This window comes from Trichocoleus sp. FACHB-591, from assembly GCF_014695845.1.
In the GTDB taxonomy this organism is placed as follows: domain Bacteria; phylum Cyanobacteriota; class Cyanobacteriia; order FACHB-46; family FACHB-46; genus Trichocoleus.
The window spans coordinates 26,387-39,880 of sequence record NZ_JACJPA010000118.1 but is presented as its reverse complement, the minus strand read 5'-3'; the positions used below and the strand labels follow the sequence as shown (position 1 = coordinate 39,880).

Genomic DNA, 13,494 nt, shown 5'->3' with positions numbered 1-13,494 from the left:
GAGCCGAGATTTTAGTGAAGCACGAGAGCCTTAAATCCTATGACGAATACTGCCGTTATGACACCTGCTGCTAAGCTGAGTGCGAAGCTACCCCTTCCGCTGAAACGACTAGCAGACTTAGCTTACAACTACTGGTGGAGCTGGGCCAATGGCCATGTTTCTCTATTTCAAAACATTAACCCGGACGAATGGCAGCGCTCTGGGCATAATCCTGTGGCTCTCTTGGAGTCCTCCTCTTACGAACGTTTAACTCAGCTAGCAGAAGATCCCCTATATCTCAAGCGCTTGCAAGGTTTAGCGACCCAATTCGATCGCTACATGCAAGAAACAGATACTTGGGCAAGCCGAGTAGCTCCACAACTGTCTCAAGAGCATCCTGTCGCCTATTTCTGTGCTGAGTTTGGCATCCACGAATCGCTCCCCGTTTACTCCGGTGGTTTGGGAATTTTGGCTGGGGATCACCTCAAGTCGGCTTCCGATCTAGGCGTGCCAATGATTGGGATCGGTTTACTCTACCGTCAAGGCTATTTCCACCAACGTCTCAACCGCAATGGTTGGCAAGAGGATTACTACACAGACAATCCTTTTGAGCAGATGCCCTTGGAACTAATGACCAATGCCGAGGGAGAACCGATTACGGTTCAGCTACAAATCCGCCAGCGCATGGTCAAAATTCAAATTTGGCGGGTGCAAGTAGGGCGGGTGAAGCTCTACCTGCTGGATACAGACCGGGAAGACAATGATCCGATCGATCGCTGGTTGACAGGACACTTGTATGGCGGCAACCAGGAAACCCGGATCGCCCAAGAAGTTGTGTTAGGGATCGGTGGCGTTAAAGCAGTACAAGCGTTAGGGATTGAGCCTACGGTCTATCACCTGAATGAAGGTCATGCGGCGTTTTGCCTTCTAGAGTTGTCGCGCTTGGAAGTGCAACGGACGAGCAAGTCTTTCTACGACATTGAAGCCTCAGTGCGCGATCGCTGTGTATTCACGACTCACACCCCTGTACCCGCAGGCCACGACGTTTTCTCGGCTGATCTGATGGATTCCTACTTTGCCAGTTTCTGGCCAGAGTTAGGGCTGTCACGAGAGCAGTTTCTCTCCTTGGGTGCCCGTCGCCTCGGTGATCCTTGGGAACCATTTGGCATGACAGTTTTGGCCTTACGCTTGTGCCGTGGTGCCAATGGCGTCAGTGAGCTGCATGGTCAAGTGTCCCGCAAGATGTGGAGCATTCTGTACCCCGATCGCCCAGAAGACAAAGTACCGATTAGCCACATCACCAACGGTGTGCATGCCCGCACCTGGACAGCTCCCCTGCTAAGCGATTTATACGCGCAATATCTCGGAGAGAACTGGTCTGCGCGGGTGGTTGATCCCCAGATGTGGGCAGGAGTAGACCAAATTCCGAATGAGGAACTGTGGTCGCGCCACCAAATCTTGAAGGAGCGGTTAGTTGCTCATACTCGCTTTAAGGTTAAGGCATCGCGGCAAGGACGAGGTGAAGAGCCAGATCAAATCCACGCGGCGGATCACCTGCTCGATCCCAACATTCTGACGATTGGCTTTGCTCGTCGTTTCAGCCCCTATAAGCGTGGGGCGTTACTGCTGCGAAATGCGGAGCTAGCACTGCAAATTTTCGGTAACTCTGATCGCCCTGTGCAGATCATCTTTGCAGGTAAGGCTCACCCTGCCGATGAGGAAGGCAAGCGGATTATTCAGCGCTTAATGGAGTGGTGTCGTCATCATGCCATTCGCGATCGCGTGGCGTTCATTGAAGACTACGACATCTACACTGCTCAAAAGCTGATTCAAGGTGTAGATGTGTGGCTGAACAATCCTCGTCGTCCTTTAGAAGCTTCTGGAACCAGCGGCCAAAAGGTCTGCTTTAATGGCGGCCTCAACTGTAGCGTACTGGATGGCTGGTGGTGCGAAGGCTACCAAGTTGGACCCGACGGCAAAGGTCTGAACGGTTGGGCGATCGGTGAAGATGCCAACACCAGCGACCAAGAACTGCAAGACCGCATTGATTCTGAATCGTTGTATCGGCTCCTAACCGAGGAAATTGTTCCCCTCTACTACGACCAAGATGCCAATGGCATTCCCCACGGTTGGATTCAAAAAATGAAGGCTTCGATCAAGACCAACTCCGTTGCTTTCAACACCGATCGCATGGTGGCCGACTACGTGAGACAAATGTATGCTCCTGGGACAGCAGTCAACGCTGAACCGATTCTGGCGAGTGCTCTGGCGTAAGTGTTTTAGCTGCTAAGCCCAGATACGAGCACAAACAGTTAACTTAGTTTAGCGATCAAAAGCTGTCGTAGATGATATGTCTGCGGCAGCTTTTTGTGTATTGAGTGCAATGTTGCCAAGTGATTCGCCGAGCTTTTGCCCATTGACCCCGTTCTAGCTGATAGCCTGAGAATGAATTGGCTGAAGCTGGCCCAATCAACCGCGACCGTAGCATCTGGGAGGCACAGCTATAACGCACGAACTCAACAAACGGGAATTAAACTTGGACCACCACAGTATGCTGATTTGGGAAGCTGATTTTTATCGTCGTCCCTTGCAGGATGAGCAGGGGCATCCCCTTTGGGAGTTGTTGCTTTGCGATCGCACCCGGAACTGGGAATTTAGCGCTCTGTGCCCCCAACCAGAAGCCAATGTTGCTTGGGTCGTGAGCCAGCTACAGGCGGCAGCGAAAACGCAACAGCAATTCCCAGAGCGCTTGCAGGTTTTTCGGCCTCAAGCCCTAGGTTTACTTGAGTTGGCAGGGAAAGAGCTAGGAATAACAGTGGAGCCGACTCGCCGGACCTTTGCTCTAAAGCAGCTACTACGCGAGAAAGCCCAGCAGTATTCTCAGTCCAGCAGCTACGCCCAGCAGCCTTATTCGCCCCTAGCTTTAGATAAGCCCCCACCGACTCCCATTGCCGAAAATCTTCAAGGGGAACAGTGGCGATTTGCCGCGATCGCCGCAGGTCAACTCGTCGATGCTTTCCAAGACCGCCCCATCCCGATTTTGGAGATGCCCGAAATTCTCTTACCTCTCAGTTTAGGATTGGCTTCTGATTTGCCTGTACCTGGTGTAATTATTGACGCGGGCCGCCGCTCTATGAAGTTGGCTCAGTGGTTGCAGCAAGTTCATCCTGTTGCCTTAAACTACATGGCTGGGAGTCCAGACGGCTTAATTTTGGAAGCTGGTTTAGCCGAGCGTTGGGTCATGGCCACCTTTGAAGATCTAGAAGTGCAAGCTGCGGCGCAAGCCTATGAACAACGAAAACAAGTGACTCAAGGGCTGCACTTCTTATTGGTGCAGCCCGATGACTCTGGAATGACCTATAGTGGCTTCTGGCTGTTGCATCCCGTGGATTAGTTGAGTGTCATTCAACTTTGTACAAAAAAAACCGCTGAAGTTGTATTGCTACAGAGTTTCAGCGGTTAGACAACCTGTTTGGGAGAGAACAATTTAACGGATTTAAAGGACGCTGGCTTCTGAGTCAGAAGAAAAGAGACCCAGTAACGGTCCTAAGATGGCACCAAAGACAAAGCCACCCGCGTGAGCCCAGTAAGCCACACCGCCGCCTTCCATACCAATATTTGTGGGGGCATTCAGGCTAGCCGCACCGTAGAAAGCTTGCTGAACAAACCACCAGCCTAAGAAGAAAAACGCTGGAATGCGGACGGTCGTGATAAAGAAGCCCAAAGGTAGCAGAGTTAAGACAGACGCTTTAGGATATTTCAAGATATAGGCTCCCATCACACCTGCGATCGCTCCACTTGCCCCTAAGGAGGGAATAGCGGAATTAGGCGAGAAAAACCACTGAGTCAGGGCTGCTAAAGCACCACAGGCTAGATAAAAAATTAAATATTTAACATGACCAAGGCGATCCTCTACATTGTTGCCAAAGATCCAGAGAAACAGCATGTTGCCTGCAATATGTAGGAAGCCACCATGCAGAAACTGCGAGCTAAATAAAGTGAACCATTCGGTGGGTCCGGCACTAACGGCTTGCCCCGCGAAACTAGCTGTTAATTCTCTAGGAACAACGGCCCAAGTGTAAAAGAACTTCTCCAATTGGCCGGGAGCCAAACTCAATTCAACTAGAAAAACTAATATATTTGCAACAATAAGGCCGTAGGTAACAAAGGGCGTGATTGTAGTCGGATTATCATCACGGAGAGGAACCACAGGCGTTTTTCCTAAGTATCTACTAGCTGGAAGATAACTGATTTAATTTAAGGCTGTCTGTTGATCTCGAGATAGATTTCTTCACAAAGTTTTCCGTTGGGATCAGCAAAAAACCCCTCACATACTGGAGGGGTTCTTGCAAAGACTAGATCACTCAATCTATAGAAAATAGTTTTGTCAGCAGATGTCAGTTTGCTAGAAGCTTACCAACCTTTTTCAGATTGCTCTAGAACATAGGTTGCTACATCATCAATTTGCTGATCGCTGAGGCGGCCACCAAAAGCGGGCATGGCATTCTTACCATTTTTCACTTGGTTGGTAATGGCTTCCACAGAGTTCATGCCAAATTGGGCTAGAGCGTCCTTCTTCAGGGTCTTGTTAGCCATAATGACGTTGTTACCGCCCATATGGCAGGCAGCACAGTTAGCACTAAACACCTTGGCACCATTCGCTGCATCACCTGCGAGGGCAGGACGACCGAAACCAACAGCAAACAGGGCGATCGCCACCAAGACGATAGACAATAGCTTTCTCAACACAGTTCTCCTCTACTCAATCAATACACAGCAAACAACAAGAACGCCTTGCTTAGACTATTCTACGCTTCTACAAGGCGTTTTTTAGTGAGGACGGACATCTACCCATTCATGGCTTGCAAATTCGCAAAGCATTTGAACTTTAGCTCAAAAATCACTAGTACCCCAACCGGGCGCTTTCTGAGCCGCTCTGAGAACAAACGCAGCCAATTTTTCGACTTGTTCTTGAGGTAACCAGCTTTCGGGTACCTGGCGACAGACGTAATTTTCCTCGGTGCCATCATAGGTCATTGGTTGGCGCAAATAATCAACCAAATTATTGATGTTATCTCGCTGGGGAACTGCTCCCTGCAAAGCAGCTAGTGATAAAGACACCGGAGGATTAGGCAAGGTAGTGCCGCCCAAATGACAGTTCTTACAGTTGTTTTCAAATAAATGCTTGCCCACTACAAAGTCGTCTGGTGCAAACCAACGTGTTTGACCTTGCCCATCCAACTCCACGGCTACAGGCTCAGTTACTCGCAAATACTGAGTGATATAAGGCTCGGTGGCTGCTTGCGTGGGGCTACTGAATAACAGCATACCTAGCCAAACAACCAAAGTTGCGAGTAAAGGGGGAACTGAAAAGCGTAGGCGTCGCATGACATGAGCAACCTTTAGTGGGTCAGCAAGTGAATCAGCAGATGGCAGAAACTCTTTAGCTCAAAATCGTTAGTAGCGAGTTGGGCTCAAGTGGAAAGGCTCCAGTTTCTGCCAAAGACGATTTCCTTAATTTGGCAGGCCTTAATAATAAATTTTGCCGCCGCCCCACTTCTGGCCAACGATCTTAGGCTGTAGCAGAATATGACCTGCGATCGCCACGAGATCCTCTTCGGTTAGGTTTCTCATCTTGGGGAAGATGTCGGTGCTTTGAGTGCTGGGATGCAACTCAGCAATAGATTCAGCCCCATCATAGGTGGTGGGATTGTGCATGTAATCCACCAAGGCCTCAATGTTGGTGCGAGGTGGAGTTGCTAAAGCTAGGGCTTCTGGCTCCAGACCCACGTTAGGGTCAGTCTTGGTGCCACCGCCTACGTGACATTGGCCACAAGCGTAGTTAAATAAGCGTTTGCCTTCTTGAACTTGCTTCAAGCTCAAAACAACATTTTGACCTTCGCTACTTGGGACAGTGCGGGTAGCTGCATCTAGTTCAACTGCATTAGCACTGCCGATAAAGGTTTGGAAGGCGAAAAATACAGTGGCCACAGCAAGCCAGATGTATCTTTTAAGCATGGTTCTCCTTAATGTGGCTCAGTTAGCAGATATTCAATCCTCAACACAGGTTGGCTCAACCCATTGCTCCTCATTTTTGGGAACCCCATCCTCATGTCAAGGCCCAAAAACAGCCCTGGAAGTGAGGTCCTGCAAAGGTCAGGATTGAGCCTTTCTAATATCAATATCATGCCACTGAGGGGGCCCTTTCCCAATAGAACGACTCGTTGAGTTTCTACAAGGGGTTTGCAGGACTGAGAGAAACAGCTTCCGGCAAATGCACAAAGTGCGAGGCCGCCGGGACAGGCTGGTGCAAGCGAATCAGTTGCGCTAGGGTCTTCTTCAGTTGCGTCCGAGGAACGATCGCATCTACAAAGCCATGTTCCAGCAGATATTCAGCGGTTTGGAAGTTCTCAGGTAGTTTCTCTCGCAGCGTTTGCTCAACCACCCGTCTACCCGCAAAACCAATGGTGGCTTTTGGCTCTGCCAGAATAATGTCACCGAGCATGGCAAAGCTAGCAGTCACACCGCCTGTCGTGGGGTGGGTCAAGATGGGAATGTAAAGGAGCCGCGCCTCTCGATGCCGTTCTAAAGCTCCAGAGATTTTAGCCATCTGCATCAAGCTGAGCATGCCCTCTTGCATCCGAGCTCCGCCAGAAGCGCACACAAGCATGACTGGCAACCGCTCACGAGTCGCTCGTTCAATGAGGCGGGTAAATTTCTCGCCCACGACTGAACCCATGCTGCCACCCATAAATCGGAAGTCCATGACCCCCAGCGCCACGGGCAAGCCTTCTAGTTGGCCCAGCCCTGTTTGGACACCGTCAGGCAAACCTGTTTTGTCTTGCATTTCTCGGATGCGATCGCCATAGCCCTTGCGATCGCGAAACTTCAGCGGGTCGATCGGACGAATCGCCGTGTCCAAAGCTAGCCAAGTGTTGGCATCAATGAGCTGGCGGACGCGCTCGTCACTGAAGACTCGAATGTGGTGATTGCACTCTAAGCAAACCATCTGATTTGCCCGCAGGTCTTTGGTGTAGGTCAGAGCGCCGCACGACTCACACTTAGTCCATAGACCATCTGCAATTTCTCGTTCTTGCCGTTCCTTGCTGGTCGGCTCTGCCTTTCGTCGATTTGCAAACCAATCAAATAGAGACATGAAAGCGATTGATTCCTTTTATTTTGTTATTTCTATTCCAATCAGCCCCAAGCAGGCAAAATCCTGAATTTAAGCTTTAATGACCTAGCCAGAATGGCCTAGTCAGTCTTGATCAAAACAGCTTTGATACTCCAGTAAAAATTTTGCTACAGCAATTACTGTAGACCGAAAGTTTTCTTGTGAGTTGCTAACGAGTTGATGTGAATTTGGTTCACCCGCTTTTGTTATCCCTCTGTTTGCTCTTCCTCCACAGGGCTAATGAGGAGTAGAGCTGTCCATTGGTCTTCGACACGCACTTGTAAAGCAGCAGGACTTCCTAGCCCCAAATAAGGCGCTACACCTAAGTCAAGCACCCGAGCTGGAATTTGATGAGCAGCCAAAACCTGCTGCATAATTTCCGCTTCCCAACGGGTACTCGTCGTTCGTAATGTGATCCATGACACGGAGGGATTGTATCAAAAATATGGGAATTTTATCAAAAGATTAAGGAAGTGAAGAGTTTAGGGCTTATCGGCGATCGCTACTTATAGAGCCGGAAAAAATAGCTGTAAGTAGCCTGAGATAATGGCTTCGCCCCATAACGCTGCAATTACAGCTCCTAACGCCAGGAAGGGTCCAAACGGCATTTGTTGACGCCGACCCAGCCAGCCAAAAGCGATCGCCCCGCCTCCAACAAAAGCACCGACTCCACAGGCGACAAATCCTGCTAGCAGCAGATATTTCCAACCGAGCCAAGCGCCCATCATGGCAGCTAGTTTGGCATCGCCTGCTCCCATTGCTTCTTGTCCCAATGCGACCGAACCAGCCAGAGTAATGAGGTTGAGTAGCCACAGACCCAAAACGGCACCAATCACCCCTACCATTAGTTGGTTGACGACTGGAGTGACGCTAAAACTCAGTACCGACCCAACAGCAACTTGGAAACCTAAGCCCACCAACAAACCAGATCGAGTCAGCGGTTCTGGCAGGGTCATCGTATCCAAGTCAATCAGGGATAGGGCTAGCAACCAACTAACAAAAGTCCAGTAGCCCAAAGTTTGGACGGAAAAGCCAAAGATTAGAAACACTAGCACAAAGAGAGCACCCGTTGCGGCTTCTACCAACGGGTACCGAATAGAGATAGGGCTTTTGCAATAACGGCAACGTCCCCGTAGCCACAGCCAGCCTAAAACTGGGACATTGTCTTGCTTACCTAAGCGGTGCGAACATTGGGGGCAGCGTGAAGGTGGCCAAAGAACGGATAAGCCTGCGGGTAAGCGATAGACCACGACATTCAGAAAACTGCCGATAGAGGCACCGAGGGTAAAGGCAATCAGAGCGGTGAGAACGGTAAACAGGGTGTCCATAACCAAGGCTTTAGTTTGGCAGTAGTGGCCGAACGGTTATGGTCAGGTTACTGAACATTAGGGCACTTAGAGGCTCTAGTGGCTCCAAACTGCCAGCACTCATTCAGCGTTAATAAAGTTCTGACTCAATTTGATTGAACGGCACGAAACACTCTTGGGGAAGTAAAACGGGCCTGCCAGAGAAGATCAGTTTGCCCCGATGGGTGTAGCGATCGATCGCGACTCCAAGAGGAGGTTGCGTCAGTTCGGGGTGTACTTCGTAGTAAGTCCGATAAATTTGCCGCGCAGCTCTAATAATTGCTGGGTCCACAAAGACGGGAAACTCCACATCTTCTATCCTATTTTCGGGTCGTTGTTGGGAAACGTATACCACAAACCTATCCCTAATTTTTACGCTCGACTTTAGTCGATTTGGGTGATTACAGCAAGAGTGGAAGAGAAAATTGTTGGTTTTTGGCGATTCGCGATCGGTTTTTAGCTTTAACTTTTAGCGATTAGTTTTTAGCTAATTACCCACTGCTAATCGCTAATTGCTAACCACCACTACTGAGCCTTCTCCAGTGCTTGAATCAAAGCATCTCCCATCGCTCGGCAACCGACTAGAGTGTTGCCTTCAGACATGATGTCTCCGGTGCGGTATCCTTGGTCGAGCACCTGCATCACCGCTTGCTCAATGCGATCGCCTGCCTCCGGTTGATTCAGTCCGTAGCGTAGCATCATAGCTGCACTGAGCACTTGCGCGATCGGGTTAGCTTTGTCTTGCCCCGCAATATCGGGTGCGGAGCCATGAACTGGCTCATAAACACCAGGGCCAGAAGCTCCCAAGCTAGCCGAGGGGAGCATGCCGATACTTCCGGTCAGCATAGCAGCAGCGTCGGACAAAATATCGCCAAACAAGTTGCTGGTGAGAATGGTGTCAAATTGCTTAGGCCAACGCACCAACTGCATCGCCGCGTTGTCTACGTACATGTGGGAAAGCTCTACATCTGAGTACTCAGAAGCTAGCTGCGTCACGCGATCGCGCCACAACTGCGACACATCCAGCACATTGGCTTTATCGACAGAGCACAGTTTCTTGCCCCGCTTCTGAGCCGTTTCAAACCCTACTTTGGCAATGCGATCGATTTCTGATTCTGTGTAAGCCATTGTGTTGACACCGCGCTTCTCACCCGATTCGGTTGCGAAGATACCTTTGGGCTGACCAAAGTAAACACCGCCTGTCAGCTCTCGCACCACCATGATGTCGATACCTTCCACGACTTCACGCTTCAGGCTAGAAGCATCAATCAATTGAGGCAAAATTTTGGCAGGACGCAAGTTGGCAAAGAGTTCTAGACCTGAGCGGAGTCCCAGTAGCCCAGTTTCGGGGCGCAGGTGACGCGGTAGGGTGTCCCACTTATAGCCCCCGATCGCGGCTAACAAGACAGCATCGCTGTTACGGCAGGTTTCTAGAGTTTCTTCAGGCAGCGGTTCACCTGTAGCATCGATCGCGGCTCCCCCAATCAATGCCGATTGAAAATCAAATTCTAGATTGAGTTGCTGGCCTACAACCTTCAGCACGTCTACCGACACTGCCATGATTTCAGGGCCGATGCCATCGCCAGGTAGAAGGGTAATTCGGTACTGCTGTGCCATAGGTCAACTCAAAGGGAACGGTGGAAGTACTCACAGGGTATTTATCATACCTGGCAAGGGCACCAACCAGTAGGGCGCATCGGAAACAGAAAACCCGCAAAAACTAGGGTCATCACTAGTCTTTACGGGTAACAAGGCTAAATCAAGAATTAGCGACTACTGCACGACGTTGTGCAAATTGCCTGCGGATTCAGGACGAGCTTGGCGAGCGCGGATATCTTGCTCTGCTTTTTGAGTTTTAGCCCCTACATCAGAATTAGGTTGGCTCAGGCGGATGTTGCCTTCGGCTTGGCGAACTTTGCCACGAATTTGGTCTTCGCGATCGCCTGTCAAATTACCTTTAATTTCCTGGGTTTTGCCCTGTAGGCTTTGGACAAATCCTGTTACTTCTTGGCCTACTTCATTACCACCCTGGCTAGAAGCAGCCAAGCTAGGCTGAGCCAAGGCTACATTAGCCAAGGTCAGCACCAATCCTAAGACAACAGTGGTCAGAACTCGACGAATTTGCTGAAGTAAATTCACTTCAATCTCCTCTAAAAAATTTGTTTTTTGCCACGAAAATATGACGACTTCAACCTATCGAAAATTCTGCGTCTAACCCTCTTTCGTAAGGGATAAGCCAATGGTTAAAACACGGGTGATAACCTGCTTAGAACAGGATTTGAAGGACCAGAGACGCAATTTAATGGAGAGATCCAACAGGCCTGCTGTAGAGACACAGGAAAATTCTCTTGTCCGCCATCATGTTCAGCTTGCATTTCTCTCGGCGGTTCCGATTGGAGTACTCGGAAGGCTAATTGGTCTAGGATGCGAGTGTTTCGTAAGTCCCGATGAAGACGCTGTGGCTATCTGAACCTGAGATTAGTTCCAGTTGAAATCGCCAGTCTTTCCAGCTAATTCAGCCATCAACGAACCACCCAATGTTTTAGGATTTCTGCTGATTTGTTGTTAGGATGACGCTGTAGAGTACGGCAATGGCTTGCAGCGATCGCCTATGACCCGTGCCCCCCTAGTCGAGCGCATTCAGCAATTTAATCAAGGTCGCGACCCCCAACTTCTGCACCGCAAATACAAGGCGATGCAACGAAGTCCGTTTGTCTTTTTGCGCGGAACTTGCCATCTGTTTTATCAAGATTGGCCCAGTACATCGGCTCTAAATCAAGCGCCTCTGAGTTGGATTTGTGGCGACCTACATCTAGAAAACTTTGGCACGTTCAAGGGTGATAACCGCTTAACCTACTTTGACCTAAACGATTTTGATGAAGCTGTGCTGGCTCCCTGTACTTGGGATGTTACTCGTTTTCTCACTAGCATTTTTGTCGGAGCCAACACCCTAGGTTTAGGACACACAGACGCGATCGCTTTGGCCCAATCTTTTCTCGCCCACTATAAGCAGGCACTTGCGACTGGCAAAGCAGGCTGGATTGAACGCAGCACCGCGACTGGCTTAGTACAAGAACTTTTGAGTCAGCTCAAGCAGCGCCAACGCCCAGATTTTTTGAACAACCGGACTGAGATCAAGGGCAATACTCGCCGCATTCGCTTAGATGGCAAACGAGCCTTGCCAATTGAAGCTGCTGAGCGCAAAAAAATCACCGCTTTGATTGAGAAATTTAGAGCGCAGCAAACCAAACCTAAGTTTTTTAAGCTGCTGGATGTGGCTCAGCGAGCAGCGGGCACTGGCAGCTTGGGGATAGAGCGCTACATCTTGCTAGTGGTGGGGCATGGCTCGCCTAACGGCAACTACCTGCTCGATCTCAAGCAAGCTCACTCCTCCGCCTTGCAACCTTACCTGACAGTGGCTCAACCGCAATGGCCCAACGAAGCAGAGCGGATCGTGGCTGTTCACAAACGAGTTCAGGCTTGTCCGCCTGCCCTACTCAAAGCAGTGACTCAGGACAACAAATCCTTTGTTTTGACCGAACTGCAACCTTTTGAAAGTCGAGTCAATCTAGAAGCGAATCGCGGCAGACTGAAGCGTTTAGAAAAGGTGATCGCGACGATGGGAGAGGTGGTTGCTTGGGCGCAGTTGCGCAGCGGCGGGCGGCAAGGCTCAGCGATCGCGGATGAGCTGATCGACTTTGCTCAACAACCCACTTGGCAAACCACAGCGCTGGACTATGCCCAACATTACAGTCAGCAGGTGGAGAGAGATTGGCGTGAGTTTCGTGAAGCCCTCAAGGATGGTTCAGTCGAGCAACCTCATTTAGAAGCAGTGCCAGTTGCCCCTGCATCCACCTGATTTGTGATCGCAACTGAATATTTTTTAAACATAGAAATAACGTTGCTATTAGGCACTACGAAGAAGCTGATTGTGCCAGTTGTTTCAATTCTATAAACCAGATGCCAAAGCAATCGGTGAAAGGCTAGCCTTGCTGTTAACTTGCATCGCTCCTCAGCACCTATGGCAAAAGAATTAGCAGTTCGGACTCGTGGGCTGACTAAGCAGTTCGACCGTCACCTTGCGGTTCACGATTTAGATTTAGAAATTGCAACGGGGGAAGTTTACGGGCTAATTGGCCCCAATGGGGCGGGAAAAACTACGTTAATTCGCATGTTGGCGGCGGCAGAAGAACCAACCACAGGCGAAATTTTTATCAACGGCGATCGCTTGTTGCGAGACCACAGCAACCCCAATCTGAAGCGAAGACTGGGTTACTTACCCGACGACTTTCCTCTCTACGATGACCTCACTGTTTGGGACTACCTAGACTACTTTGCGCGGCTCTACCGCTTGCAAGAACCCCGGCGGACTCGGCGTTTGCGAGATGTGCTGGAACTGGTGCAACTGAGCCACAAAAGAAATAGTGCGATCGCCACCCTGTCTCGCGGCATGAAGCAGCGACTCAGTCTCGCACGCACGATTATTCATGAGCCAATTCTGCTGCTCTTGGATGAACCTGTCTCAGGTCTTGACCCGATCGCCCGGATGCAGTTTCGCGAAATCATCAAGGTTTTGCGCGAAGCGGGTATGACAATTTTGATTTCGTCACACGTCCTCAGCGACTTGGCCGAGCTTTGCACCTCGGTCGGCATCATGGAGCTGGGCTATTTGGTCGAAAGCGCTTCTCTCAAAGACCTATATCGTCGCCTCAGTCGGCAGCAAATTGTGGTAGCGACGCTGGGCAGTTTAGATGCGTTGCAGGCGGAGTTGAGAAATCACTCCTCGGTAGAAGGTTACGAAATCGTACCCGGAACTCAGCAAGTACGGGTGCAGTTTTCGGGTGGGGCTGAAGAAAGTGCAGTGTTACTGCGATCGCTGGTTGCTGCCGGAATTCCTTTAACTGAATTTCACTGCACTCAAGAAGATTTGGAAACAATTTTCCTCAAGCTGGGGCACAAACAAGCGTCCTAGGAAGGCGTACATCCCTCCGCCTT

General features: G+C 50.1%; 14 protein-coding genes. 4 read left to right on the top strand and 10 right to left on the bottom strand.

Annotation, left to right across the window (positions count from 1 at the left end):
• The first annotated feature begins 39 nt into the window (after positions 1–39).
• Both glgP and H6F90_RS26570 read left to right on the top strand, forming a co-directional pair.
• A complete protein-coding gene (gene glgP, locus H6F90_RS26575) occupies positions 40–2,253 on the top strand; it encodes an alpha-glucan family phosphorylase (RefSeq protein WP_190555039.1) in 2,214 nt (737 codons plus the stop codon).
• A gap of 277 nt (positions 2,254–2,530) precedes the next feature.
• The gene (locus tag H6F90_RS26570) at positions 2,531–3,373 is read left to right on the top strand and encodes a Tab2/Atab2 family RNA-binding protein (RefSeq protein ID WP_190555038.1); all 843 of its coding nucleotides are present in this window, start codon (positions 2,531–2,533) and stop codon (positions 3,371–3,373) included.
• 102 nt (positions 3,374–3,475) lie between these two features.
• Here the strand turns inward: H6F90_RS26570 and H6F90_RS26565 are convergent, their stop codons facing one another.
• From H6F90_RS26565 to H6F90_RS26520, 10 genes are all read right to left on the bottom strand, one after another.
• Complete coding sequence (locus H6F90_RS26565) at positions 3,476–4,090, bottom strand: rhomboid family intramembrane serine protease (RefSeq protein WP_242024641.1); 615 nt, start codon at positions 4,088–4,090, stop codon at positions 3,476–3,478.
• A 302-nt stretch (positions 4,091–4,392) separates the two neighbouring features.
• Positions 4,393–4,728 carry a cytochrome c6 PetJ gene (petJ, locus tag H6F90_RS26560; protein WP_370588098.1) on the bottom strand — a complete coding sequence of 112 codons (336 nt, stop codon included), beginning with the start codon at positions 4,726–4,728 and terminating at the stop codon, positions 4,393–4,395.
• Positions 4,729–4,872: 144 nt separating this feature from the next.
• Positions 4,873–5,367: a photosystem II cytochrome PsbV2 gene (gene psbV2 / locus H6F90_RS26555; RefSeq protein ID WP_190555036.1), complete on the bottom strand. Its 495-nt coding sequence runs from the start codon at positions 5,365–5,367 to the stop codon at positions 4,873–4,875.
• A gap of 141 nt (positions 5,368–5,508) precedes the next feature.
• Positions 5,509–5,997: a photosystem II cytochrome c-550 gene (psbV, locus tag H6F90_RS26550; protein WP_190434201.1), complete on the bottom strand. Its 489-nt coding sequence runs from the start codon at positions 5,995–5,997 to the stop codon at positions 5,509–5,511.
• Positions 5,998–6,211: 214 nt separating this feature from the next.
• Positions 6,212–7,135, bottom strand: a complete 924-nt coding sequence (gene accD / locus H6F90_RS26545; protein WP_190555035.1) for an acetyl-CoA carboxylase, carboxyltransferase subunit beta — start codon at positions 7,133–7,135, stop codon at positions 6,212–6,214.
• Between the two features lie 224 nt (positions 7,136–7,359).
• Positions 7,360–7,578: a hypothetical protein gene (locus H6F90_RS26540; RefSeq protein WP_190434197.1), complete on the bottom strand. Its 219-nt coding sequence runs from the start codon at positions 7,576–7,578 to the stop codon at positions 7,360–7,362.
• Between the two features lie 81 nt (positions 7,579–7,659).
• Entirely contained in the window at positions 7,660–8,481 is an 822-nt protein-coding gene (locus H6F90_RS26535; RefSeq protein ID WP_190555034.1) for an A24 family peptidase, read from the bottom strand.
• Between the two features lie 109 nt (positions 8,482–8,590).
• The gene (locus tag H6F90_RS26530; protein ID WP_190434193.1) at positions 8,591–8,854 is read right to left on the bottom strand and encodes a hypothetical protein; all 264 of its coding nucleotides are present in this window, start codon (positions 8,852–8,854) and stop codon (positions 8,591–8,593) included.
• Between the two features lie 170 nt (positions 8,855–9,024).
• Positions 9,025–10,116, bottom strand: coding sequence for a 3-isopropylmalate dehydrogenase (gene leuB / locus H6F90_RS26525; protein WP_190555033.1), 1,092 nt, complete (start codon positions 10,114–10,116; stop codon positions 9,025–9,027).
• A gap of 156 nt (positions 10,117–10,272) precedes the next feature.
• Positions 10,273–10,638 (bottom strand): CsbD family protein, encoded by a 366-nt coding sequence (locus tag H6F90_RS26520; protein WP_190555032.1) that lies wholly within the window; start codon positions 10,636–10,638, stop codon positions 10,273–10,275.
• A gap of 472 nt (positions 10,639–11,110) precedes the next feature.
• Between H6F90_RS26520 and H6F90_RS26515 the strand changes: the two genes are divergently transcribed.
• Positions 11,111–12,358: a DUF2252 domain-containing protein gene (locus tag H6F90_RS26515; protein WP_190555031.1), complete on the top strand. Its 1,248-nt coding sequence runs from the start codon at positions 11,111–11,113 to the stop codon at positions 12,356–12,358.
• Positions 12,359–12,520: 162 nt separating this feature from the next.
• Complete coding sequence (locus tag H6F90_RS26510; RefSeq protein WP_190434178.1) at positions 12,521–13,471, top strand: ABC transporter ATP-binding protein; 951 nt, start codon at positions 12,521–12,523, stop codon at positions 13,469–13,471.
• The last annotated feature ends 23 nt before the right edge of the window (positions 13,472–13,494 follow it).